The 26,488-nt window shown below is 41.9% G+C and carries 25 protein-coding genes; all 25 read right to left on the bottom strand.

From position 1 onward, the window contains the following. Window positions 1-15: 15 nt before the first annotated feature. On the bottom strand, window positions 16-1,779 hold the full coding sequence (locus NSQ49_RS01510; protein ID WP_251283798.1) for a SulP family inorganic anion transporter: 1,764 nt from the start codon (window positions 1,777-1,779) through the stop codon (window positions 16-18). 792 nt (window positions 1,780-2,571) lie between these two features. After that, on the bottom strand, window positions 2,572-2,724 hold the full coding sequence (locus NSQ49_RS01515) for a hypothetical protein (protein WP_201306566.1): 153 nt from the start codon (window positions 2,722-2,724) through the stop codon (window positions 2,572-2,574). 111 nt (window positions 2,725-2,835) lie between these two features. Next, window positions 2,836-3,309 (bottom strand): staygreen family protein, encoded by a 474-nt coding sequence (locus NSQ49_RS01520; RefSeq protein WP_159867389.1) that lies wholly within the window; start codon window positions 3,307-3,309, stop codon window positions 2,836-2,838. Between the two features lie 77 nt (window positions 3,310-3,386). Further along, window positions 3,387-4,148, bottom strand: coding sequence for a hypothetical protein (locus tag NSQ49_RS01525; RefSeq protein WP_251283797.1), 762 nt, complete (start codon window positions 4,146-4,148; stop codon window positions 3,387-3,389). Between the two features lie 102 nt (window positions 4,149-4,250). Next, the gene (locus tag NSQ49_RS01530) at window positions 4,251-5,681 is read right to left on the bottom strand and encodes an alanine/glycine:cation symporter family protein (RefSeq protein ID WP_159867384.1); all 1,431 of its coding nucleotides are present in this window, start codon (window positions 5,679-5,681) and stop codon (window positions 4,251-4,253) included. A 323-nt stretch (window positions 5,682-6,004) separates the two neighbouring features. Continuing rightward, the gene (parC, locus tag NSQ49_RS01535; RefSeq protein ID WP_251283796.1) at window positions 6,005-8,455 is read right to left on the bottom strand and encodes a DNA topoisomerase IV subunit A; all 2,451 of its coding nucleotides are present in this window, start codon (window positions 8,453-8,455) and stop codon (window positions 6,005-6,007) included. Next, window positions 8,452-10,434 (bottom strand): DNA topoisomerase IV subunit B, encoded by a 1,983-nt coding sequence (parE, locus tag NSQ49_RS01540; protein WP_311315913.1) that lies wholly within the window; start codon window positions 10,432-10,434, stop codon window positions 8,452-8,454. Before parE ends, parC begins: the two co-directional genes overlap by 4 nt. Before the next feature lie 302 nt (window positions 10,435-10,736). Continuing rightward, window positions 10,737-11,150: a CoA-binding protein gene (locus tag NSQ49_RS01545; RefSeq protein WP_251283794.1), complete on the bottom strand. Its 414-nt coding sequence runs from the start codon at window positions 11,148-11,150 to the stop codon at window positions 10,737-10,739. Window positions 11,151-11,215: 65 nt separating this feature from the next. Next, a complete protein-coding gene (locus NSQ49_RS01550) occupies window positions 11,216-12,085 on the bottom strand; it encodes a GNAT family N-acetyltransferase (RefSeq protein ID WP_159867375.1) in 870 nt (289 codons plus the stop codon). Between the two features lie 71 nt (window positions 12,086-12,156). Next, entirely contained in the window at window positions 12,157-13,494 is a 1,338-nt protein-coding gene (locus NSQ49_RS01555) for a 5'-deoxyadenosine deaminase (protein WP_251283793.1), read from the bottom strand. Continuing rightward, window positions 13,466-14,662 (bottom strand): M20 family metallopeptidase, encoded by a 1,197-nt coding sequence (locus NSQ49_RS01560; protein ID WP_251283792.1) that lies wholly within the window; start codon window positions 14,660-14,662, stop codon window positions 13,466-13,468. The genes NSQ49_RS01555 and NSQ49_RS01560 overlap by 29 nt, the downstream gene beginning before the upstream one ends. Further along, complete coding sequence (locus NSQ49_RS01565; RefSeq protein ID WP_159867367.1) at window positions 14,662-15,285, bottom strand: DUF1989 domain-containing protein; 624 nt, start codon at window positions 15,283-15,285, stop codon at window positions 14,662-14,664. The genes NSQ49_RS01560 and NSQ49_RS01565 overlap by 1 nt, the downstream gene beginning before the upstream one ends. Before the next feature lie 20 nt (window positions 15,286-15,305). Further along, window positions 15,306-15,989, bottom strand: a complete 684-nt coding sequence (locus tag NSQ49_RS01570) for a cyclase family protein (protein ID WP_159867364.1) — start codon at window positions 15,987-15,989, stop codon at window positions 15,306-15,308. A gap of 59 nt (window positions 15,990-16,048) precedes the next feature. Beyond that, on the bottom strand, window positions 16,049-17,860 hold the full coding sequence (locus tag NSQ49_RS01575; RefSeq protein WP_159867361.1) for an adenine deaminase: 1,812 nt from the start codon (window positions 17,858-17,860) through the stop codon (window positions 16,049-16,051). Window positions 17,861-17,863: 3 nt separating this feature from the next. Beyond that, window positions 17,864-18,142: a EutN/CcmL family microcompartment protein gene (locus NSQ49_RS01580; RefSeq protein ID WP_159867358.1), complete on the bottom strand. Its 279-nt coding sequence runs from the start codon at window positions 18,140-18,142 to the stop codon at window positions 17,864-17,866. Between the two features lie 13 nt (window positions 18,143-18,155). Further along, the gene (locus NSQ49_RS01585) at window positions 18,156-18,743 is read right to left on the bottom strand and encodes a hypothetical protein (RefSeq protein WP_341070283.1); all 588 of its coding nucleotides are present in this window, start codon (window positions 18,741-18,743) and stop codon (window positions 18,156-18,158) included. 146 nt (window positions 18,744-18,889) lie between these two features. Then, window positions 18,890-19,174, bottom strand: coding sequence for a BMC domain-containing protein (locus NSQ49_RS01590; protein ID WP_009334686.1), 285 nt, complete (start codon window positions 19,172-19,174; stop codon window positions 18,890-18,892). 23 nt (window positions 19,175-19,197) lie between these two features. Further along, entirely contained in the window at window positions 19,198-19,611 is a 414-nt protein-coding gene (locus tag NSQ49_RS01595) for a BMC domain-containing protein (protein WP_159867352.1), read from the bottom strand. Between the two features lie 71 nt (window positions 19,612-19,682). After that, window positions 19,683-20,624, bottom strand: a complete 942-nt coding sequence (locus NSQ49_RS01600) for a hypothetical protein (protein ID WP_251283790.1) — start codon at window positions 20,622-20,624, stop codon at window positions 19,683-19,685. A 32-nt stretch (window positions 20,625-20,656) separates the two neighbouring features. After that, the gene (locus NSQ49_RS01605) at window positions 20,657-20,920 is read right to left on the bottom strand and encodes a BMC domain-containing protein (RefSeq protein WP_061790799.1); all 264 of its coding nucleotides are present in this window, start codon (window positions 20,918-20,920) and stop codon (window positions 20,657-20,659) included. Window positions 20,921-20,946: 26 nt separating this feature from the next. Beyond that, on the bottom strand, window positions 20,947-22,284 hold the full coding sequence (locus NSQ49_RS01610; protein ID WP_159867346.1) for a UbiD family decarboxylase: 1,338 nt from the start codon (window positions 22,282-22,284) through the stop codon (window positions 20,947-20,949). Beyond that, window positions 22,281-22,868: a UbiX family flavin prenyltransferase gene (locus NSQ49_RS01615; RefSeq protein WP_285869762.1), complete on the bottom strand. Its 588-nt coding sequence runs from the start codon at window positions 22,866-22,868 to the stop codon at window positions 22,281-22,283. The genes NSQ49_RS01610 and NSQ49_RS01615 overlap by 4 nt, the downstream gene beginning before the upstream one ends. Further along, a complete protein-coding gene (locus NSQ49_RS01620) occupies window positions 22,861-23,451 on the bottom strand; it encodes a cysteine hydrolase family protein (RefSeq protein WP_159867343.1) in 591 nt (196 codons plus the stop codon). Before NSQ49_RS01620 ends, NSQ49_RS01615 begins: the two co-directional genes overlap by 8 nt. A gap of 28 nt (window positions 23,452-23,479) precedes the next feature. Beyond that, entirely contained in the window at window positions 23,480-24,940 is a 1,461-nt protein-coding gene (gene allB, locus NSQ49_RS01625) for an allantoinase AllB (RefSeq protein ID WP_159867340.1), read from the bottom strand. A 71-nt stretch (window positions 24,941-25,011) separates the two neighbouring features. Further along, entirely contained in the window at window positions 25,012-26,340 is a 1,329-nt protein-coding gene (locus tag NSQ49_RS01630) for a nucleobase:cation symporter-2 family protein (protein WP_159867337.1), read from the bottom strand. Window positions 26,341-26,488: the final 148 nt, after the last annotated feature.

Here is a 26,488-nt window from a genome sequence, read left to right on the forward strand (position 1 = left end):
TTGGCCTCTCTTTCATTAATTAAGATACTCTGGAACACTTCTTAATTGTCCGATATCACTTTTTTGACACGATAATGCCGCGCACTCTCTAAATGCAAAATGTCTGCAACCAAAACACTGTTCTGTATTTAAGTGTTTAAGTGCGAAATTTATTGATTCACCAGTATGTTCAAAGAAATGTTCTTCTCCAATAAAGTCATATATACCAGTCTTTTTTAACATACTTTTAGGCTGTGGCTTTAAGCCGGAGATGAGTATAACTCCATGCTTTGATAACTCCTTTATGATACCAGAAAAATAATATTCCCCCGTTATATCCATAAAAGGAACTTTTCCCATTCTTAATAATATCACTCTTGGCTTATTTTGGATTGTTTTCATAATAGATTGCTCAAAGGCTTGAGCAGCCCCAAAAAACAGGGGACCTTCAACACTATAAATACTGATTTGAGGGCAGTCATGAGTATCTGTCACCATGTGAATCTGTATTTTCTCATGTTTGTTTTTAGGATCAGGCAGTGATTTAGATGTTATCAGCATATCACTCATGCGTTTGGTAAATAAGACGATGGCTAGTATGAGACCTGCTTCCACAGCAACCGTAAGATTTACAAAAATGGTTAATAAAAATGTCACGACTAAGATTAGTGAATCTTCCGTTTTAGTCCTGAGTACATGATAAAATTCTTTTCTCTCACTCATGTTCCAGGCAACAACCATTAAAATTGGGGCCATACTGGCTAAAGGGATGCTGGAAGCAAAGGGTGCAAAGACTACTAAGATTATCAAAACCACCATTCCATGAATTATCCCGGAAAAAGGCGAAACTGCACCATTCTTAATATTTGTTGCTGTTCTGGCTATTGCTCCGGTTGCAGGGATTCCGCCAAATAAAGGAGTAATCATATTCGCAATTCCCTGGCCCAATAGTTCACGATTGCTATGATGCTTACTTTTTGTCATTCCGTCCGCTACTACAGCTGATAATAAAGATTCGATGCCTCCAAGTAAAGCGATAATTAAGGCAGGCCCGATTAAGAGCTGAATTTTTTCAAAAGTGATGTCCGGAAAACCAAACTGGGGTAAGGAGTTAGGAATTTCTCCGAATGTCGAGCCTATTGTTGCTACCTGATTAGGATAAAAGAACATTGCTGCAAGGGTAGAAAACAGCAGCCCTAAAAGAGAGCCGGGAATTTTCGAGAAAAATCTGGGTGTAAGTAAGAGAGTAATCAAACATATTCCAGCTGTTAAAACACTATAAACATTAAGTGTATGAAAATGAATAAAAATTTCTCTCATATTTTTAAGAAATGATTCATGCTTTTCTACACCTGTAAGCCCCAGAAAGTTAGCTAATTGGCCGACGAAAATGATAACAGCAATTCCAGATGTAAATCCAATCGTAACTGATCTGGGAATATATTTAATTAAAATGCCGAGGCGAAAAATCCCCATTAAACATAATATAATTCCTGCCAGAAATCCTGCAATTAATAGATTTTCATAACCATATGTCATGACAATTCCAAACAAAACGGGGATAAATGCACCAGTGGGCCCGCCAATTTGGTATTTTGAACCACCGAACAGTGAAATAAGTATACCTGCAATAATGGTTGTATAAATTCCATATTCAGGTTTCACTCCGGAAGCGATAGCAAACGCCATGCCTAAAGGAATTGCAATAACACCAACAACAAGACCTGACAGAAGATCTTTTTGAAAACCCTGTAAAGAATAACCACTGAATCTCCCAGTAAAAAACCTTTTTTGCTGCATTACAAGCCTTCCTTTTTAATATTTGTTAAATTGTATATCTGATTATTTGAATATACTATGATACAAATTTACATCGTAATGTGAATTATGTCAAAAGGAAAAATGTTGATGTCTTCATAGTTAGAGGAGAGAAATTATATATTCGTTTAGAATGGTTTTTAATGGGAAGAGGGCAGGATGACCATAAAATTGTTACATAGTGACCAGAACATTTTACAAACCAGTGGTTTCACAATTCATAACTATTTTTGCTTGATGACCAAAATTGAGGAGATAATTAGTAAGGGTTATTAATATAAACAAAACAAAGCATTCAATAGTGATTTGCCCTTAAAAAGTAAAGATAAATTGAATAATTGTTTATGTATAGAGTGTAGGGAAATCCCATCAGCGGACAGTTGGGGGACTAAGTCACGTGTTTGTTTTTATTTTTTCTAGTTTACATAATATATATTATAGGAAGTTATAAGCAACAATAGAATTTCCGTCTCATTATCTAAGTATACTTAAGATAATGAGACAGAATAAAAATTTACAGTCTTATATTTATTAAAATGTTAATGTAATCTGCAAACGAAAAGTTTGGCTTTAAATAATTGCAGTTAAATGATTATGAGCTGTTTGTTTGTTTATTTCAGCTGATGCTACGAAAACATAATCGATGTTCCAGTAAATTCTTCTTAGATAACACTATTAACAGATATCCAAGCGCCCTCCTGACCATATACTTTTTTTACTCTAGTTTACATAACATTTTTATATGCAACTACCTATTCTGATCGACTTATTAATTTATTCACTATCCTGTGTAGTATTAAAAAACATCTCTTGTTGTCGTTCTTCTTTATTGTTCCTCTTACTATTGCTAGGGCTTTTGGTTTTTCCCCCCATCTCTCCATCAGATTCATAACTCAATTCAAATTCTTTATCCTGTTCATTCCTCATTATTCTATTCGCTCCTTTGCATTAATGAATAAATACAGCTTGTTTTCCAATTGCTGCTATGTTTAGGGCCATTTTTCACACCACAGAACAAATGTTCTTATACGTGTATTTTCATACTGGCTGCAATGCTGCACTTAAATATTTTCTGGGAGTTCCATAATAAATCAGCTTGCTGAATTCCGGATAAACGGATTCAAAGTAAATAAAGATTGGTGAATCAAGCAGCCATGGATAGTTGGAATAAAAAGACCGGTCTCCATAGGCCATGGCTGTTAGTGCCAGCTCCAGTTCTTTCTGGTAAATGAGAAACCTAATTTTTGCGTATTGCTTATCGAATTCCCCGCCGCTGATATATACCCTCCCGCTCAGCACATACTGCCCCATTTGAGGTATCCATTCAGCAAAAACTTCATCACGGAATTTTGGATTAACTGCATTAAAATCATAGGATCCGCCTATGGCCAAAAATAATTCTCCTGTTGCATCCGAATGTGTAAGTGTATATTTCCTGCTGTCTACGGGTCTGAATTCCGTCGCAGGAGGCAAATATTTAACAGACAGCTTAGATGGATTAAATTTGCTCATATAAAGCGACCCCCTATACAAATATCCTTATGTTCAGTATATGGAGGCCATGCTAAAACGTGACAAATGCCCAGTCTTTAACGCTTGCGGGAATTCATATTCATAACTTTCGTGTCTTTTAATACCCATTTTCCATCTTCATAAAGCCAAAAGGACTCTGCAAAGGCAATGGTATCTGCATTATATGCACCGCTTATTCTTTGAACTCCCATTAATCCCTTTTTCCCTTCTATAGGGATGATCTTCAGCGTACTATATGGATTAACCATAAGCTCCGTCGGCTCGCTTAGCTTGCCGTTTACATACAGACCGAGCCGTTCGTACTCTTCACCTCTGTCCCGTAAATCGAATGTATACGATTGTTTCGTATCCTGGATACTGATAGTAGCTTTGTAGCCATTTTCAAATTGGCTATTAATTACTAAAGGATCCGGAACAGACAGGTCAATTAGTTTAAATTCTTTTAAAGTAAATAAATAAAAATTCGACAAGCCGCCGCTTCCGCCAGTAGGAATACTTATATACATATCATTTATGGAATCATGGTTTAGATCTTCAAATTGTATTTGAGGTTCATAGCCCCCTTCAAGCTCCGCTTTATATGTTTTTCCGTCTGAAGCCTTAACTTTGAGTGATATTTCCTTTAAAAATGAAGCGCCTTCCTCATAATAAATACCCTTAAGATAGACAGTATCCGCCTTTTGATCACCGGTAACATCCACTTTATCTTTTGACAGCGTAACAGTCTTTTGGTCTTGTTCACCTGCATATACACCGGTTATGGCGGATAAAGACATAAAAAAGAACGCCGCAAACGCAAAAAGCAATTCCTTCTTCATTTATGTACCCTCCCTATTTTTTTATTATCTTGCCCAACTATGGAAATACTATGTAAAATGACAAAAAACCTCCTATCCATAGGATAAGAGGCTGTTAAATACTTATTTTGCTGCTTTTTTTAAAGCACTTTCTTTCGTTTCCCAAGATTCTATCCCTTTTAGGCCCGGAATGGAGTCAGCATAAAACACAGGGTCTTTTCCTGCCTTCCTCTGTGCCTTATAATCATTCAGAGCTGCATAGGCAACTTTAGCAAGCAATATAATCGCAATAAAGTTAATGATCGCCATTAAGCCCATAAATAAATCAGCAAGGCTCCAAACAATGGCTAAATCAACTACGGATCCGAAGACCACCATTCCGATTACAGCTATGCGATAAGTAAACAGGGCAGTGCGGCTCTCTTTAATAAATTCAATATTGGTTTCTCCGTAATAATAATTCCCAATAACCGAAGTAAAGGCAAATAAGAAAATAGCAACTGCAATAAAAATAGGTGCCCATGATCCAACATGTGTGCTAAGGGCTGCCTGAGTTAATTCTATGCCGGTAAGATCAGAGTTCGCATAATCACCTGATAGCAGGATGATAAAAGCAGTCGCAGAACAAATTAAGATCGTATCTACAAACACCCCAAGGGTTTGGATCAGTCCTTGTTTTACAGGATGGGAAACAGCTGCTGTTGCCGCAGCATTTGGTACACTACCCATACCTGCTTCATTTGAGAAAAGACCCCTTTTTATACCCATCATTACTGCTGCACCCATTGCTCCGCCTGCAGCCTGATCAATACCAAAAGCACCTTTGACTATGCTGGCAATCAGATTAGGGATTTCTGTGATGTTCATGATGACAATAATGATAGCCACAGCTAAGTATATAACCGCCATGATCGGCACAATGACTTGAGAGACATACGCAATCCGTTTAACGCCACCGAAAATGATAGCCGCCGTTAATACCGCCAATATAATTCCGATTGTTAGTCGGCTGGTGCCAAACGCTTCATTAAAGGCCAGGGAGATCGTGTTGGATTGTACAGAGTTAAAAACCAGCCCAAAGCAAAAAGTAATAATGATAGCAAAGATGATTCCCATCCAACGCTTGTTAAGGCCTTTTTCCATATAGTAGGCAGGCCCGCCGCGGAACCCATCTTTATCTTTGACTTTGTAAATCTGAGCAAGAGTACTTTCAATGAAGCTAGAAGCTCCCCCAATAAATGCGATAAGCCACATCCAAAAAACAGCGCCAGCTCCCCCTGCAGCAATCGCAGTTGCTACACCGGCAATATTACCTGTACCTACACGGGAGGCTGCACTAATAGTGAAGGCCTGAAAGGAAGAAATCCCTCTTTTGCCTTTAGCAGATACCATTGCTTTATCGCCCAATATTCTGAACATTTCACCGAAATATCTTAATTGGACAAACCTGCTTTTAAAACTAAAAAATAAACCAAGAATTATTAATGAGGCGATCAAAATGTACGTCCATAAAAGATCATTTAGAAAGCCTACGACTGTTTCTAATAAGCCCATACTTTTCCCCCTAAACATTTTTTATTATTTTGGAAAAACAACACGCTCCTTATAATCTATCAAAAGAATTTTTAATAGACAAGTCGAATATTAATTCGCCAGTGTGAATATTCTAGAAAAACCCTCATTTTAAGCCAATTATACCGGGTTTCTTCTAAAATGAATTAAATATTTTTAATCGCTTTCATATAAACTAGTATAAGTTTTTTATACAAATAGATTTTCAAAAGAATAACATTATTCAGTTTATTCAGGACTCAGTTTTACATAAAATTATATTCCAGCAGACAAATAAACCCCTGTATTCACAGGGGTCATTAATTCTATTCAGTTTTAGTGCCTTCATCCTCTTCCAGGACTTCAGCCTTCCAGATGCATTTTGCTTTGCCGCTATCGGTAACGTCAATGATAAACGATCCATTTGAATAGCGGTCATTAAAGCGGATTGCTGAAGCATTAACTGCTTCTATCTTCCCTTTTTCTGTTTCAATATATAAAACATCTTTGCTGCGGACGATTACACACCCAATGATACGATGCGGGTTTGATTTCAATTCACGAAGCATCACGACGCCTCTTTTCGCGCGCGAGGTGCGTTCGAATTCAGTCAGCTTCATTTTTTTAATGGAACCACGCTGTGTAACAATCACAACAGCCTGCTCTTTATCTTCCTCTATAAGCTGGGCGCCTGTAACAAAGTCGCCATCTTTGAGATTAATTCCTTTAACGCCGGCAGCCCTTGCCCCTACTATGCTGACCTCTTCCTCATGGAACCAGAGGCCGTATCCCTGGTGGGTCGCAAGGAAAATTTCCTTGGTGCCATCAGTTAAATAAACATCAAGTACTTCATCATCGCCCTTTACATTGACAGCAACCAGAGGTTTTGAATATCGCTGCGCCTTATATGATTTTAGCTCAGTTTTCTTTACCATGCCGTTCTTCGTCATGAACAGAAGATACTCTTTGGTCTCAAAATCCTTTACAGGAATTGCCCGGACAATCGATTCATTCCGGTCAATCGGAATGATATTGGCAATATGCTGCCCGAGATCTTTCCAGCGGATATCAGGCAGCTGATGCACAGGGCAGTACAGATAGTTGCCTTTATTCGTAAAAACAAGAAGTACATCAGTTGTATTCATATCAAGCTGAGCAATAATTCTGTCTGAATCCTTCATGCCAAAATCCTGTCCGTTAGAGGCAGCAAATGATCGTTGGCTGGTCCGCTTGACATAGCCTTCCTTCGTTACCGTTACAATTACATCTTCACTCGCTACCAGAACTTCAAGATTGATCTTGATTTCCTCGATTTCCGCTTCAATTCTGGTACGGCGTTCATCCGCAAAGCGCTTTTTGACATCCCTTAACTCTTTTTTAATAACAGAGAGAAGTTTCTTCTCGCTCTCCAGAATAGCTTTAAGCTCGCTGATGAGCTTAGCAAGCTCTTCAGCCTCCGCTCTTAAGGCAGTGATATCTGTATTGGTTAAACGGTAAAGCTGCAGGGAAACGATAGCTTCTGCCTGAGGTTCCGTGAACGCAAATTTTGCAATCAGATTATCTTTCGCATCCCGTTTATCTTTAGAAGCGCGGATTGTCGCAATCACTTCATCCAATATGGACAAAGCCTTCATTAGGCCTTCAACGATATGCTCTCTCGCCTCAGCCTTTTGCAGCTCAAACTGGGATCTCCGTGTAACAACTTCTTTACGATGGCCAATATAAGCATCCAGCAGCTCTCTTAGTCCCATTAATTTCGGATGGCGATTGTGGATGGCAACCATATTGAAGTTATATGGAATCTGCAGATCACTGTTTTTGTAGAGATAATGAAGAACGCCTTCAGGATCGGCATCTTTTTTTAATTCAATCACAATCCGTAGTCCGGTGCGGTCTGTTTCATCACGGACTTCGGCAATGCCTTCAACTTTCCGATCAAGGCGGAACTCATCAATCTTCTTCACCAGATTTGCTTTATTCACTTCATAAGGGATCTCAGTGATGACGATCTGCTTTTTCCCTCCGCGCAAATCCTCAAATTCAGCCTTTCCGCGGACAATAATTTTGCCTCTTCCTGTTTCATAAGCTTTCTTTATTCCATCGATTCCCTGAATGATGCCACCCGTAGGGAAGTCAGGGCCTTTAATATGCTCCATAAGATCATCTATGGAACAATCAGGCTTATCCATCCGTAATATAACACCATCGATAATCTCATTTAAATGATGCGGCGGAATATCCGTTGCATACCCCGCCGAAATGCCTGTCGAGCCATTAACAAGCAAATTCGGATAAACGGCCGGCAATACGGTTGGCTCATTTGATGTATCATCAAAGTTTGGAATGAATTCAACGGTTCTTTTCTCAATATCTCTCAGCAACTCCGAAGAAAGGGGAGACAGCCGAGCTTCTGTATAACGCATGGCTGCAGGAGGATCTCCATCAATGCTCCCATTGTTTCCATGCATTTCAACTAAAAGGTTTCGAACTTTCCAATCCTGGCTCATCCGCACCATCGCGTCATAAACTGAAGTATCGCCATGCGGATGATAATTGCCGATTACATTCCCGACTGTTTTAGCGGACTTCCGGAAACCCTTCTCATGTGTGTTGCCTTCTACGTGCATGGCATAAAGAATCCGTCTTTGAACGGGCTTTAACCCATCACGTGCATCAGGAAGGGCACGATCCTGAATTATATATTTACTATAGCGTCCAAAGCGGTCGCCTAAAACATCCTCAAGAGGAAGGTCCCGGAATTTTTCAGCAGAACTCATGAGTCAACACCCTCCTCCTCTAGTACTGAAATATTTTCATTTTCAAGTATGCTGCCGTCTTCTTCAAGTCCGAATGCCACATTTGATTCGATCCATTTGCGTCGGGGTTCAACTTTATCGCCCATCAAGGTGGTCACCCGGCGTTCAGCTCTGGCTGCATCATCAATTTTAACGCGGATCAATGTGCGCGACTCAGGGTCCATCGTTGTTTCCCACAGCTGGTCGGCGTTCATTTCCCCAAGTCCTTTGTAGCGCTGGAGCATATAGCCTTTTCCCACTTTTTTTATGGTATCCTGCAGGTCATCATCACTCCATGCATATTCGATCATTTCTTTTTTGCCTGAACCTTTGCTGACCTTATACAAAGGAGGCAGCGCAATGAATACCTTTCCTGCTTCAAGCAGCGGCTTCATATACCTGTAAAAGAACGTTAGCAGGAGCACCTGAATATGCGCTCCATCAGTGTCGGCATCTGTCATGATGATCACCTTATCATAGTTGACATCGTCCAGATTAAAATCCGCTCCAACACCGGCACCAACTGCATGGATAATAGTATTGATTTCTTCATTTTTAAAAATATCCGCAAGCTTTGCTTTTTCCGTGTTGATTACTTTACCTCTAAGCGGGAGTACAGCTTGAAAACGCCTGTCCCTGCCCTGTTTGGCAGACCCTCCTGCCGAATCCCCCTCAACCAGATATAATTCATTTCTTTGAGGGTTCCGTGATTGTGCAGGAGTCAGTTTTCCCGAAAGCATTGCTTCAGATTTTTTCCGTTTTTTCCCGCTTCTTGCTTCCTCACGTGCTTTGCGGGCCGCCTCTCGTGCCTGGAAAGCCTTTATCGCCTTTTTAATTAACAGTGAGCTTGTCTCAGGGTTTTCTTCAAGGAAATAAGACAAATGCTCGGAAACTACTGAATCCACCGCAGAACGGGCTTCACTGGTCCCCAATTTGCCTTTTGTCTGGCCCTCAAACTGAAGAAGCTCCTCAGGGACACGAACAGAGATGATCGCCGTGAAACCTTCCCGAAGATCCGCTCCATCCAGGTTTTTATCTTTTTCTTTCAGCAGATTCACCTTGCGGGCATATTCATTAAAGGCCCTTGTCATCGCAGTTTTGCTCCCGGCCTCGTGCGTACCGCCGTCCTTTGTGCGGACATTGTTGACGAATGAAAGAACATTTTCCGAGTAGCCATCATTAAATTGAAAAGCAAAGTCCACTTCAATCCCATTGCTTTCGCCTTCAAAGCTTACGACAGGGTGGAGAACATCCTTTTCTTCATTTAAATATTCAACAAATGCTTCTATGCCGTTTTCATAGTGAAAAACATCATGAAAATCATTACGCTCATCGATGATTTCTATTTTCATTCCTTTTAGAAGGAAAGCAGACTCACGAAGACGCTCGCATAGAGTTTCATAATTATACGTGGTTGTCGAAAAAATCGACGGATCCGGCTTAAAGTGGATGGTAGTCCCCGATTGATTTGTTTTGCCCGTTTTTTCGAGGGTAGTAACCGGCTTACCGCCAAGTTCAAAGCGCTGTTCATACACAAAGCCGTCACGTTTAATTTTTACCACTAGCCATTCAGATAGGGCGTTGACGACAGATGCACCAACACCATGAAGCCCGCCGCTTGTCTTATAGCCTCCCTGACCAAACTTTCCTCCTGCATGAAGGACAGTCAATATGACTTCTGGAGTCGGCTTGCCCATTCTGTGCATACCTGTAGGCATTCCGCGTCCTTTATCTTGTACACTAATTGAATTATCTTTATGTATTCTAACAATGATATGATCCCCGTATCCTGCCAGTGCTTCATCGACAGCATTATCGACAATCTCATATACAAGATGGTGCAAACCCCTTGCATCCGTACTTCCAATGTACATACCCGGGCGTTTTCTAACAGCTTCAAGCCCTTCGAGTACCTGTATGGCATCATCATTGTAGTCAAAAGCTTCCTGATTTCTTGCCACGAACATACCCCTTTCATTTCCTGCAAAAACACTTGCCGCCGAAGATCACGGCATTTGAACATACCAGTACAGCCTATTTTTATTTGTAAAAAAACAGGTTGCGAACAGATGTTCTGTATTTATATTTTACCATATAAATTAGGATGGTCTATGCTTTATTTTATCTATTTATTTAGTTTTGGCAAATAAGATCTTGGGATTTAAAAGATTTATCATGATTAATTCCGTTACACGAACCCATTATTTACATGGATTTTATAAATAATAAAAAACATGAGATCTATTTAGACCTCATGCTGAGTTTACTTCGTCAGAGCATGTTCAACTTTAATGCAGCGATCCATAATGACAGTGTACCCTTTTTCTTTTAGAAAATCATATGCTTCCTGGTTTGCCACTCCAAGCTGAGCCCAGAAAATATTAGCATCTATTTCGGCAAATTCCTGCGCGATTTCCGGAAGAAACTCAGATCTCCTGAAGACATTAACGATATCTACATGCCCCTCGATGTCTTTAAGACTCGGTACTGCCTTTACACCAAGTACTTCATCAACAGAAGGATTTACTGGAATGATTTCATAGCCCGCTTTTTGCATCGCCTCTGATACCATATAGGATGTACGTTCAGGATTTCCGCTTAATCCTACAACAGCAATCCTCTTTGCCTTTTTTAAGAGGACACCGATTTCGTCCCTGCTTGGGTTTTCAATAGCCATTTTGTTGTTCCCTCCATTTTATCTGATTACTTATATATTACCTAAAAATACAAAAGCACACTAATTTATTGCTCTTTTACCCGAATATCTAGTTTAAAGAAATTCAGCGATCTCTCAACTTTAAAGCCTGCTTTTTTATAAATAGACAGCGCTTTCTCATTTGCTGTCTCTACACAAAGCTTAATGCTATTGGCTACACTATTCACAAAAAGATCATGAACCGCCATTTCAAGCAAATTCCGTCCAATGCCCTTCATCCGCTTATCAGGATCCACACCAATGAATTCAATGCTTCCTTCTTTTTCTTGACGATTGTATTCTGCATATAAATAACCATCTAATCCATTTTCATCTTCAGATGTATAGACTTTGTGATCATCATTGATCCTTTCAATAATCTCTTTTCCTGAATAATATGCACGAGGAAACAAAGTATCATGTAAATGAATAAAGTCACTATGAAGGTGAACCGGCAATAAACTGACATTTTTAAAACCGAAGCCTGAATTTTTTTTCAGTTCCATGTATGTTTGAGCCGATTGCAGAAGGAATCCATTTTTTAAAGCAAACTTGGCTGCAGCATGGTTGGAGGTATCGGCAAATAAAAAGTATGTATGCAGCTGTCCTTCGAAATAATGGAGTGCTTTTTCCCATAAATGTCCCATCAATTCAGAATCGAGAATAAAAGGTCCCCATAATTCTGCATTCCTTTTATTCAGATCAGCATCAACTCCTAGAAATCCTGCAATCGCAACATCCTTAAAGATCACGAAGGCAGCTGATTCGTTATCACTATTCAACTCTTTTAAACTATGAAGGATATCATTTTTTTCGGTCCCTAAATACCCTATATGATTCTCTGGAAAAGCGTTCTTTTCTGCTATAAATTCGGATGCCTGAATTAAATTTATTTGATCTAACATTTCGGCTTTCAAATCACCACACCCCCACTTACTTATTTTACCATAAAAAAGTAGCCGATTTGCCCTCAGCCGCATTTAGAAGATTAATATATAGCTGTCTCTAATCTTTTGAGCAGCCTCTTAATGCTTGTATTCGCTTCTCTTAACACTATTTTTTTATCTACTGTGTTCAGTTTGCGATTTTCCATCACAATCTTCCCGTTCACAATGGTAGATTCCACATCTGCACGAGTCGCTGAATAGACAATTCTTGAGATGGTATCGATATCAAATGACGGATAAACATGAAAGTCATTCAGATTCAGGATAGCAAGGTCAGCTTTCTTTCCGGGCTCTAGGCTTCCGATTTCCTGTTCCATTCCGACTGCTTTAGCTCCGCCGATCGTTGCCATTCTGAAGACGGTTCTTGCATTCATTGCTGTTGGTCCGTGGACAGGCTTCTGAATGATGGCAGCCAGTCTCATTTCGTTAAACATATCCAGATTGTTATTGCAGGGAGCCCCATCAGCACCCAGGCTGACAAAAGCCTCCTGATCGATTAATGAAGGAATCTCTGCCACACCTGAGGCCAGCTTTAAATTAGATCCTGGACAATGGCTGACCTTAACCCCACGCTCTTTAATGATTCTTTTTTCTTCCTCATTAAGCCAAACACAATGGGCCAGAATCAGCCTTTCATTGGCTAGACCAATGCTGTCCAGGTAGACGACATTCCGCATGCCCAATTCTTTTTCGACAAGGAGAATTTCATTGAAATTTTCCGATGCATGAGTATGGACTTTTACGTCATACTGTGCGGAAAGATCCCTGACATTTGTCAGCAATTCTTCGGTACAGGATACTACAAAACGAGGGCAGAAGGCATATTGTATTCGCCCGTTATCACGATTATGCCATTTTTCAAGGAGATCCACGCTTTGCTGTATGGATGCGGAGGTATTTTCTCTTAACGGAACAGGGACCTCATCACCTTTATCCATCATGACCTTTCCGGCTAATGCTCGTATGCCGCTTTCTGCAATGGCCTGAAATGCATATTCGGTATGATTAACGGTTTCCATATCCACAACAGTTGTTGTCCCGCTCTGGAGCAATTCGCCAATGCCCAGCATAGCAGAATAATAGATGGACTCTTCATCATGGGAAGCCTCAAGCGGCCAGATTTTCTGCTTCAGCCAATCAAGCAGCTCCAAATCATCAGCCTGCCCGCGGAAAAGGGTTTGGCACAGGTGAATATGTGTCTGAATAAATCCTGGAATAACCGTCTTTCCGCTGGCATCAATTACTTTATCAGCTTGATGCGTCAAGTTTTGTCCAATTTCGGCAACACGGTCATCTACAATATATAAATCTCCGAAAATGATTTCTTCGGCTGCATTCATCGTAACAATTTCAGCATTCTTTATCAGGATACTGTTCAATAGCTTTCCCCCCTTGGATAGAACTGACTTTTGAAGGCTCAAGCTTTCCATATGACATAATAAGCTGTCTGTAAAATTGAATGGAGCGCTGATAGGCATCCAGACTGACCCACTCATTTGGCTGATGGGCCAGCTTTTCATCACCCGGTCCATAAATTAAAGTCGGAATTTCACTCCTTGGATTTAACACGGCCCCATCTGTATAATAGGACACACCGTATTGATCTGCAGCCAGGCCTCCCTTTATCATTTGCGCTAAATGAATAATGTCTTCAGCAGGATCTGTTAAAATAGATGGGCGGTCCAGCAGGGTTTCCACACTGTATTTAAAAATTTCTCCCTGATCCTCCAGGAGATTAAGTTTGGATTTTAGCCTGTTAATAAAACTGGAATGGGATTGAGGAGGGACAGTTCTTATGTCTGCTCTGATGCTGCATTTATCCGGAATGACATTAGTCTGCACGCCGCCTTCAATCATGGTAACAGCCAGGCTGCTTTGTCCGAGGGGCTTTTTTTCTGTCTTCCATTCAATTTTCATTTCATCCAATACCCGGATTATTTTCAGCATATGATCTACTGCATTGATTCCCTGTTCCGGCATCGAACCGTGAGATGTCTTTCCATATGCTGTGATTTCAAGCCAAAGTGCCCCCTTATGGCCAATGACAATTTTTTCATTTGTCGGTTCGGCAATGACAAGTGCATCAATTTTCCGTTCATCATTTTCTTTTAGAAAAGCCCTGGCACCGCAGCTGTCGACTTCTTCCCCGGATGTTGCCAAAAAGGTAACGTCTGCAGGCGGAATAGTATTTGAGAGATACAGCTCCTCTAATGCCAGAAACATTGCTGCAAGACCGCTTTTCATATCAGAAGCTCCTCTGCCATACATCCGGCCATTTGCGATTTCCCCTGAAAAAGGGGAGTAATCCCATTCTCCTGTTCCAGGGGAAACAGTATCCATATGGCCGCATAAAAATAGCTGTTTACCGCTTTTTCCGGGAAGGGTGACTTCAAAATTGCTTCGAGTCTCATCAAGCATGGTCATTTTAAAAGGCAGACCATTTTGCTTGCATCGATTAATAAATGCTTCAGTCACTAAATGCTCATTTCCGGGGGGATTGGAGCTGTCAATTTGGAGCAGATGCTGAAGAAACTGGATATCATTCATTAATCCGCCTCCAGAATTTGCATTTTAATAGGGGTCACTTTGAACCCATTAACAGGCGCCATGTCCTGGGAACACGTTGTACAGGCAATGACAACATCGCACAGCGCTTTCAGCCTTATGTAATCGCCAGGCTTGGAAAGCGGTTCTGCAATAACATAATCCCCGGCAGCATCAAGGACATTATTCATAAAAATATTAATGGGATCTGGAATTACCGGAGGATGAATATTAAACTTTTTCAATGCATCTGCGATATTATCATGGCAATTAGGGTGGTCCTCTTTGCCGAAATCTACTTTGTAGCGATAATAATCGCATGCCGGGAAGAAGAAATCATGTTTTCCAACAGTATCTTCCAAAAGCTGCATTAAGGGACGGCGGCGGTTGCTGTAAAGCCAGTCTCCCGTTTTAAGGCGAATGCTGCTAAGTGAAGCCCGCATATGAACAGGTGATACATGTTCCGCGGGATCTTCATAGTTAAAGCAGACAAAGTCCCCAACCTGTTTTCCTTCCATATCAATAATAATCAGCTCTTCCCCTTTGTGAACCAGTGCGCTTCTTCCTTCATAAGGCGGGATTATAATCTCATCCCGGACCTTGCCTCTGTTAAAAGCCTCTTTCATTTGATCACCAGCCTTTGTTATTATTCAATAAAAACTGCAACCGCACGAATCGGAGATCCCGTTCCTTTCCGAATTCTGAGAGGGAGTCCGAAATATAGAAATCGCATGCCTGCAATCTGGTCGAGATTGCAGAGATTTTCCGTATTGGTAATTCCGTATTCACGGCAAATAAGGTGTCCGGAGTACTTAGAATCATCTGGATGATCAATGGCAGGAGCGTCAATGCCTATATTGACTGCACCTTTTTCAGCCAGCCATTTTGCTGCCTGATAGTCCAGGCCAGTATATGTTGTGAGCCATTTGTCAGTACCATAAGAGCGATTATAATGGCCCGTATAGAGGAGGACGATATCTCCTTTTTCAATAAACTGCTGTGATCTTCTCAGTGCTTCCTTGAGATCACGGTCGGTAATATATTGATGCGGCTGGATGTGGGATACATCCAGGCAAACTGCGGGCCCGTAAAAATACTCAAGCGGCATTTCATCGATGAATTGGCCATTTGGGTCATATTCGTAAGTTGCATCACTATGAGTAGGACCATGTTCATTTATTAGCAGATTATTAGTTGCAAACATGAATCCAACTTGCTTTTCACTTTCTTCGTGAGACATATTCGGGAAAATCATCGTTTTCTGATGAAGAGGGAAAACAGGCATCCCCTGATAAATTTCCTGTGTCAGATCGACAAGTTTCACTCCCATGATATTCCTCCTTTACCCGCTGCATATATGAAAAGCGGCAGGGAATGCCGCTTTAATGATCAATTAATAATGGTCGGTATGACCTCAAACTTATCTACATCAATAAGCCCCATATCGGTAATTTTCCATTTAGGGCTTGTTACCAATGACCAGAATGATAAATGCATAAAAGGAACTTCCATTCCGCAGCCAAGAACTTCTTTGGCAAGCTGCGACAATTCATCGACCTTTTCACTCATTTCTTTTCCGGTTAATTCATCTGTCATTAAACCGCCAATCCTCAGAGGCAAATCACCTACTACTTTGCTATCATTTATCATGGCTATTCCGCCATCCATGGCAATGACACGGTTCACCGCCATGACCATATCTTCGTAGTTTGTTCCTGTTACAATAATATTGTGGGTATCGTGAGCAACGCTTTCTGCTATGGCTCCGCTTTTCAAATCAAAGCCATGGAGAAATGACTTGCCGATTTTTCCGGTTCTGCCGTGGCGCTCCACAACCAAGAGCGGGAGAACATCCTGCTTTAGGCAAGGCTGCACAATGCCGTCTTTGACATTCATTGTGTATTCGCCTCCGCCAGTTAAATTCTGAAAAGGGATCGCTTCAATTGCCCTTACTTTTGCACGGCTGCCTGGAGCTTCAATAGCGAGTTCCTTCACTGTTACAGGCTTCCGCTTCACTGACTTTTTCACACTTTCCGGATATATGTAAGGAGCAATATCTATCGTTAATTCTCCTTTTTCAGCTGCTTTTTTCCCAGCCAGGTATACCTGATCAATTGTCATATTGATCAAATCGCTGATCACGACAACATCTGCTCTTTTGCCTGGTGCAATAACCCCCACATCCTTAAAGCCAAAGTGGGTTGCGGGATTAATGGTTGCCATTTGGATCGCTTCCACTGGATCTATGCCGACTGCAATGGTTCTGCGGACGATATCATTCATATGTCCGTAATTTAACAGATCAGCAGGCACCATATCGTCCGATACAAGGATTGCACGGCGGGAATCCAGCCCATCCTCTGTAATGGCCCTTATGCAGTCTGCCATATTTCTTTGGGAAGAGCCTTCCCTCATGAACACACTCACGCCATTGCGCAGCTTTTCGACTGTTTCTTCTTTTGTGGTGGTTTCATGGCAGGAAACATGGTTCCCTCCGCTGATAATGTGGGCGGCAAGCTCTTTGCCAAACAATCCGGGCGCGTTCCCTTCAACGGTTTTCCCGATGCTGTTTGCATATGTAACTGCTGCAACAAGGTCATCTATTAATTCCGGTGCATGCTCATATACCGGCCCAATATTGCTGAAGCTCTGAATTTCCCCAATTCCCTGCACATATGGATCTGCCAAAAGCTCTTTCATATCCTTTGATGTCACATCAAAGCCTGATGTTTCAAGCCCGGGAGCATCAGGCACAGCACAAGGGACCGTAAATAATACCCGGTTTGGAAGGGTTTTAGCTTCCTCAATCATTGCCTGCATGCCGTAAACACCCAGGACATTCCCAATTTCATGCGGATCACCAATCAGTGTGGTGGTTCCTGTCGGAATAGAGAGCTTGGAGAATTCCGTACAAGTCAGCATCGCACTCTCAAAATGCATGTGAGAATCAATGAACCCCGGACAAACGAATTTTCCCTTAATGTTTTCCACTATCGTTTTTGGCCCAATTAAGTCCTTTGCGTCCCCGGCCATTAAAATATATTCGCCTTTCATCGCCACGTCGGCTTCATAGATCTCACGGGTGATCACATTAATAAAGTAGCCCCCCTTCAAAACGACATCGGCATACTGGCTGGAATCAAGCAATACATCAATCAGCTTGCGGTACTGCACTGCCTTTTTGATATTTTTTGCTTCCATTTATTAACCCCCTGTTTCCATTCCGTCTACACTGTCTATAATTCCGATAATGGCAGCATCGATAGGAGCATCTTTATTCTGAACCGCTCTTGATGCCATGCTTCCAGTCACATAAATGACTTTTTCTCCTATGCCGGCACCAACAGTATCAACGGTTATAATGGGGTTCGGTAACATTGAGCCGTCCAATCCTATAGGCTGGGTAATTAATAGCTTTGTGCCTACCAGATTATCATCTTTTCTTGTGGCAGTTACGCGGCCAACCACTATTCCCATTTGCATAAAGACCTACTCCTTAATGAAAAATAATTTCGATCTTGAGCTCCTTTGCTGTATCTCTTGCCAGGGGGGTAATGATAGCCCCTTTTGGAACAGTTAAGTGATTAAGCTTGTTTAAATAGGCAAACCTGACTGTATCATCGGAAATAACTGTTTTCTTCATCTGCTGAGCTGTATAGTCAGCTTTATCATTAAAATCTATTAATCTTATGCCGAGCATCTTTAACTCTGCCATCTGCCCATTAAGTTTTCTTTTTAAGAAATCAGGACCTTTATCCATTCCATTCAGTTTCCAATATTGGCTGAAAGGATCACCTCCAGCCTTCAAGGCCGTAACCCGTTTCCCTTTTAACAAAGCCATTAGGATGATCCGCACCAAAGGCCTTTGTTCGTTAAGGGCTAATAGATCTGCTATTAAAGAAAAAGATAGAATAGGCAATAGGATCTCATCAAAATGATCAAGAAGCTGATTATTAATCATTGAAGGTGAGATCAAATCGTCATTCCCTGTCTGAAAAACTAACTCCTCAAGCGGAAATTGGATCAGCATTTCTTCTTCAGCAGCCATTCTAAGTGTTATATCTTCCTGTAATAAGTGTTTCAAGTATGATAATCCCGGTTCCATCCCTATCATATGAGAGGTCAATAGAGCCAGGATATGAGGTTTTCTTTCTCTGCAGTTATTATTTCGCATGTAAAGCGCCTGCAGAGTGTTTTTAGCCATAACACTCTGCCTTTTGCTCCTCATGCTTATTCACCGATATTTTTTGATAATAAAGCTCTTTCAACTTCGCTGTGCGGCCTTGGAATGACGTGGACCGAAATAAGTTCTCCTACTCTGCTGGCAGCTTCGGCTCCTGCATCGGTGGCTGCTTTAACCGCTCCTACATCTCCTCTGACCATAACGGTAACTAGACCAAATCCCACTTTTTCATATCCGCAGATCTCCACGTTTGCTGCTTTCACCATTGCATCCGCTGCCTCAACAGCACCGACAAGACCTTTCGTTTCGATTAAGCCCAATGCTTCACCCATTATGTGTTTCCTCCTTAAGATTATTAAACTGATGGTTTATCATGATCATTTTCATTTGCTTCATTTGATTCTTTAGCCTGCTTTGTTTCAATTGGCTCTTTATTGAATCTCAACTCTTTTTCAGTGACTGTTTCCTGATGCATTTCTTTCAGCATAAATTGCGGAAGCAGCTTCCCGGCTACTTCATTGTGGGCACGCGGGATGACATGAGAAGAAATTACTTTTCCAATTCTCTCTGCTGAGCTCACACCGGCGTCGACTGCAGACTTTACAGCTGCTACATCGCCGTTAAAATGGATTGTCACGCCCAGATAGCCATCCACTCCTATTACTTTTTCAATACCTACAATTTCTACATCGGCTGCTTTTACGGCTGCATCTGCTGCAGAAACTGCTGTTGAATAACCAACGGTTTCAATTAAACCCAATGCTTGCAACTGAAGAATCCTCCTCCTGTAAAAGTGTCACACCGGCTAATTTTTCTTGAATTGTTGTCCTGGCCAAACTTTTATTTAATCCGGTCGAATTCCTTACAAAGCTGATCCGTAATTCGGGATACATCATCAAACTGACCGTAAAGAAGAACATATTTCTTCTCTATTAAAAAATTGATGCGTTCGGCCATGTTTTTTTTCATGTGCCGGTCAAGGAGCAAAATACCTGTGTAATAGTCAATTCCTTCAATGACAGACACACATCCTATTGACGCGTTAAGCCCCAATTGTTTTGTCAGCCATGGACTGGGGGACTTTTCTATATAAGCTGCAGTCGCCTTAAATGATTTTTGGGATAGTTTTTTAAAGTAGCTCTTTAAAGCGTTTAACAGTATTCCATCATTCTCTTCATAAAGCTCTAGCGAAAAGGTTTGCCCGCTGTTTTTGTCCCATGACAGAAAATATTTTAAAGAAGGAAACTCTCTTAAAAGTTCATTCAGTAAAAACAGCTGTCCCGGTGTACATTTTTCTGATGTAACTACCCCGATCGAGCCTGTTTTCAGTTCCCGCTGAAAGGAGCCTTCCAATGTAGGGTGAAGATCTGAGAAATGCCATACTTTTACACCATCCGGCGTTTGTCCGACAAGCTGGCTTTCTCTCGCATTTCGGCCAGATTTTGTTTCTGCAGAAACTCGCTGTTTCCCTTGTGCCAGGGCCAGGGTTTGCAGCTGGGCAATTTTTTCTTTAGCGGAAGGCTGAGGTGAAGAAAGTGAAACTGTCTGCCTTCTAATATTCGGGTGTGGATTAGCAGCCTTGGGTGAGTCTGTTTTAACAGCTATTCTTTTATTCATTTTTTCCTTTTGATAATTAGGCCTGCTAATACCTGGTATACCTGACTTCAATCCCGGCTGGCTGCGGGGCGGGGAGAAATTGGGAGTCCCATTAATAGGATTTGCTTTTGGCTTGCTGTAGGGCTTCAATACTTCTTCAACAACACTTTTTATAAAGTTAGACACGCATTATGCACCTCCACTTTTGGAACATCTGCTTAAAGAATTTTGCGAAGTTCTGAATGAGGGCGTGGTATAACATTTGCCGACACCAGTTCTCCTCCAGCCATAGTGTGAGCAGTCTTTCCAACCTCAACAGCAGCTGTGACTGCCGCTACGTCCCCTTCAATAATGACAGTGACAAGCCCTGATCCGACTCTCTTTAAATCAACCAAGCTGACATTTGCCGCTTTTGCCATGGAGTCCAGCGCTTCAATAGCTGCTGTCAAGCCCCTTGTTTCTATCAGACCAATTGCCTTCATTTTTGACCTCCTCTACCTGCAAAAGCTTATAGATAGTCTTCGAGATTCACTTCAATGGGGATTGAAGTTCTTTTAAATAACTCTTCTTTTCCAAGCGGATAGGTTGCGTCTATGCCCATCTTATCGCTGACTCCTTTTAAATGATGAGAAGACTCGAGCGGTGATCCCTTCGCACCCTGTACGATAAAAATATCATCCCCCGCCTGTACTCTTGTCGCAATAGCCCATTCAACATCATCCGAATCAAAGATATCGACGTCATCATTCACAACCACTACATGCTTTAAATCCTTATCGCTTGCAAAGGCTGCAAGTGCTGCCTGTTTTCCGTCACCTTCATGCTTCTTCTCTATTTGTATGACTGCATGATAGCGAGCCACCCCTCCCATCGGGATATGTACAGCTTTGATAAACGGAACAACCTGTCTGACGGTGCTTAAAAGTGTTGCTTCCCTGACAAGAGCCATTGGCAGCCTTTCTTCATAGCTTGATGGAAAAATAGTCTGTGAGATAGCATTATTACGGTAAGTCACAGCCGAAAATTCTACTATCGGCTGAGGCGTTCTGGTGCCATAATAACCGGCCAGTTCGCCAAACGGCCCTTCCAGTTCTCTTTCATATGGCAGCATTTTGCCTTCCAGGACGATTTCGGCATCAGCCAGTACTTCCAAATCCACCGTTTTGCACTGAACAACATCCAGCGATTGGCCAAGCAGGGCACCAGCTACATCCAATTTGTCGGTATGATACAGATGCGTACTGATCTGGGAACTTAGGACAACAGCTGGAACGACACCAAACATAACAGCCACTTCCATCGGTTCTCCAATGCTTTCATAATGGGCATATTGCTCCATCAGCTCCGGGGAGGTTATGAGAATATTCGTTCGATTACCGCCAAGGTATTGCATCCGGCGAATCGAGGTATACCTTTTTTTGCCGGATAAGTCTTTAACCACCAATATTCCTGCCACATAATAAGCTCCTGAATCTTCTGCATGATAAGTTGGAATAGGAAACAAATCTGCCAAATCGAATTCCCCGGTCACAAGATTCTCCTGAACAGGACCAGTTTGCCTTAAAGTTGTCGGTATAGGATTAACAATTGATTCGATGAGTTTAGGAATAAGTTCAGAAGAGGAGATTCCCATGCTGTCTGCCATCAGTTCTCTATCTCCTCCGAGACCGGCAGCCATGGAAGTTTGATAGCCTTTTATTCTTTCAAATAAAAAAGGCTGACGTCCATGTTTCGTATTAATTACTGCTCCGAGTTCATAGAGTGGATCCACCTCTTTTTTAACCCGATGAACAAGTCCCCTGCTTTCCCATCTATCCAGCAAAGCTCTCATTGTTACAGGGTTCATGCTTTTTCCCCCCATCTCTCAAGGAGCTCATGGTCTATATCCAGCATGTCCAATATCCTCGCCACCATAAAGTTGGCCAGCTCCCAAATCTCTGTCGGCTTATGGTAAAAGCCAGGTGATGCAGGCATTATGCATGCACCGCTCTCAGCGAGAAGAGTCATATTGCGGAGGTGAATCAAATTAAATGGAGCCTCTCTCGGAACAATAATAAACTTTCGATTCTCCTTTAAAACAACACTGGCAGCCCTGCTTAGAAGGGTATCGCCGACCCCGTTCGCAATTGCACCCAATGTATTCATCGAACATGGCACAATCACCATTCCGTCTGTTTTAAAGGATCCGCTGGCAACCGCAGCGAAAAGATTCCGGTTGCTGTGGATAGCGGCATACTCCTTCAGCTCGTCCATCTTGACCCCGCATTCAAATTGCATTACTTTTTCTCCCATCTCCGTAGCAATTAAATGCGTTTCGATCTCTAATTGATGAAGAGCGCGGATCAGTGTATATGCATACAATGATCCGCTTGCTCCGGTTATGCCCACTAAGATTCGTTTTTTTCTTGGACCTGGAGAAGAGTTAGACAACAGATTCGTCTTGGGAGAATTTCTTTTTAGCCAGTTCTTTGTATTCTTCTGTTGATAATATGTCTCCAAAAATGTCGATATCTCTTAGACCGGATACGTGCATATCATCATCCTGTGAAGCGGTGCCATCAGATATGCAAATTACATTGTATCCATGATATAAGGCATCAGAAGCAGTACTGCGTACACATACATTGGTCCAGACACCAGTGAGGACCACCGTATCAATTTCTTCTTCTCTCAGGAAGAGATCAAAATCGGTATAGCTAAATGCACTATGCCGTCTCTTTTGGACCACATAATCTCCTTTGCTCTCGTCTGGCTGAAGTTCTGGAATGAATTCCGAACCCCAGGTCCCCTTTACTGCATGAACAGGTCTTACACGAAAATCACGGTCATTCTTTCTATGAGCTTCCTGAACATGCACAACCTGAATATTGTTTTCGTGTGCGAACTCAATAAGCTCTTGAATTTTAGGAACGATTTTTTCTCCATTTTCACACCTTAATGCAGCTTTTTCCCCGATAAAGTCGTTTAACATATCAATAATAACTACACAGTGCTTTTTTCCCCTAAGTTCCAATCCATTCAGCCTCCTTCGATATCTATATTTATTGCTGTGCTACAGGATCTTTTGTTTGCACATTGACTGCTTCGTATTTTTCATACTTTAATGTTCTTTCCAGTCTCTGGATGCTTTGGCGCGGAACGTACTCTCCATATCCTGCTTTCCCGACGATCCCTTTGTCTTCTTCGAATACCACGTTTCCGCGAATTATTGTTTGAACTGGCTTTCCTTTTAATTTCATGCCATGAAGCGGATTATACTTAGCCATTGATTCTGTTTTCTGCTCATCAATAACATATTCTTTTTCAAGATCAATAACCGTGAAATCAGCATCACTGCCAATTTCCATTGAACCCTTTTTAGGATAAATGCCATAATGAATGGCTGCGTTGCGGCTCGTTACTTCTACAAATCTTGATAGAGATAAGCGGCCTTTATTCAGCCCTTCGCTGACAAGGATCGGCACCATCGTTTCTACACCCGGGATGCCAGGGAAGGTGTTCCAGATCGTTGCACCTGGATAATCCTTTTCAGTGGCAATTTCATATGGGGCATGGTCGGTTCCGACAAAATCGATTGTTCCATCAGCCAGAGCCTGCCAGTGGGATTCGTTATCCTCTTTCCCCCTCAGTGGAGGAGCAATTTTTGCATAAGAGCCCCGCTCTGACATGGAGTCCTGTGCATTTAAAACAAGGTAGTGCGGGCAGGTTTCAGCAGTAACCTTGACACCGCGTTTCTTTGCAGCCTTAACGAGCTCAACGCCTTCCTTTGTGCTCATATGTACGACATGTACACGTGCGTCAGTAGCTTCCGCGAAGCTGAGAATCAGTTCAATGGCCACCTTTTCAGCGAGGCTAGAACGAGCTTCAGCCCATGCCGGTCCGTCAAGTCTGCCTTCTTTTTCAAGCTTCTTCGAATTGAATGTGCAGATATCATAGTTTTCAGCATGAACACCAATCGGAAGACCGGTTTTTGCAACGTTTTTAAAAATCTCAAGCATTTCTGCGTCAGATACTTTAGGGAAGGTTGGTACAGAAGGTGTCATGTAGACCTTAAATGCAACAACGCCCTGATCTATCTGAGGATAAATATTATCAATCCAGCCTTCACGTGCATCCTCCCCGGTCATGCCGCCCCAGAAGCAGTAATCAATATAAGCCTGATCCCTGATTGGACCAATTTTCTTATTGAAGCTATCCCCATCCCGTACAGATGGCTTGCTGCAGCATGGCATATCAATAATAGTTGTCAAGCCGCCGGCTGCTGCAGAACGGCTGCCGGTTGCAAATGTTTCTCTGTGAGTAAACCCTGGATCCATAAAATGTGTATGTGGATCAATACAGCCTGGGACAACTAATTTTCCTTGTATATCAATAACCTTGGAGGCATTTAGAAAAGAAATGTCGTTCGTGTAGCCGACAATCTTTCCATCGTTTACTAGAATATTCGTTAAAACCTGACGATCACCCTGCGGAATATTTGCATTTTTCAGAATTAAATCCATTTACCCTGCTCCTATCTATTAATTTGATTTCTGCCTCTAAAAGTAGAGGCAGGTGGTTACAGCAGCTGCTATTAAATCAATTCAGCTGAGTGGTCTCCTTTCAGCTGCTCAATTCTTTCACTTTCACTTATATTTAATTCTTTATAATTAAATACCATATTTAATAAAATTGCTGTGATGCTCCCCAGTACAATTCCGTTTTCAACCAGAAGGCGTGCACTTGTCGGCAGGCTTTCAAAAATCTGCGGGACCACCGCTGAACCAAGCCCAATTCCGATTGAACAGGCAACGATAAGCAAGTTTTCATTTTTGCTGAAATCCACTACAGAAAGCATTCTGATTCCCGATGAGATAACCATCCCAAACATCGGAATCATTGCTCCGCCAAGAACAGCCATAGGAATAATCGTAGTCAGAGCAGCCACTTTGGGCAAAAGACCGAGAATCATTAATATAACACCAGCTGCGATAACAACATTTCTCGTTTTTACTTTAGTCAATGCTACAAGGCCCACATTCTGTGAAAAGGACGTATAAGGAAACGCGTTAAAAATGCCGCCTATAACAACAGCCAGTCCTTCTGCACGCAAGCCTTTCTTAATGTCCTTAGAGTCGAGCTTTCTCTCACAGACATCTCCGAGAGCGAGAAATACCCCAGTAGATTCAATCATGCTAACAATTGCTACTAAGGTCATCGTAAGGATGGCTGAAGCATTGAATGTCGGGAATCCGAAATAAAGCGGCTGAACGACATGAAACCAGGAAGCCTGGCTGACTTCGGCAAAGCTGACGAGCCCCATAAAATAAGCTGCTATAGTCCCGGCCACCAATGACAGCAGGACAGAAATTGCTTTCATATAGCCTTTAAAAAACCGGTTCATTAAGATAATCAGCACCAGTGTAAAGGCAGCCAGGAATAAATTCTTTGCACTTCCATAATCGGATGACCCAAGCCCGCCTGCAGCATTATTCATGGCAACAGGAATCAGTGATACCCCGATAATTGCAACGACTGAACCGGTTACGACCGGCGGGAAAAATCTCATAATTTTACTCATAAATTGGGATAGGATCATGACGATAATACCCGAAGAAATAATTGCCCCGTAGATGGCTGTAATCCCCTGCAAATTCCCGATGGCAATCATCGGGCCTACTGCTGTAAAAGTACAGCCCAGAATCACAGGCAACTTGATGCCAAAATGCTTCCCCCCTATTACCTGAAGCAAAGTAGCAATCCCGCAGGTAAACAAATCAATTGAAATTAAGTAAGCGAGCTGCTGGGCAGTAAGCCCAATTGCCGGTCCTACAATCAGCGGTACAATGACAGCACCTGCATACATGGCTAGCACATGCTGAAATCCTAAAGTCCCTACCTTCCAAGGATTTAGCTTTTCCAAAGATTTTCCCCCCAGGTTTAATTCTTTGTTATGCCACAGCCTGACTCCAGCTTTTAAAAACCGGCATCACCTCCCAAATGAAAAATGTGTATAAAAAAACCGCAGCAATAGATAACATCAAAGTAAACAATAGATGTTCTATTACTGC

The sequence above is a fragment of the Cytobacillus sp. FSL R5-0377 genome (assembly GCF_038004385.1).
In the GTDB taxonomy this organism is placed as follows: domain Bacteria; phylum Bacillota; class Bacilli; order Bacillales; family Cytobacillaceae; genus Cytobacillus.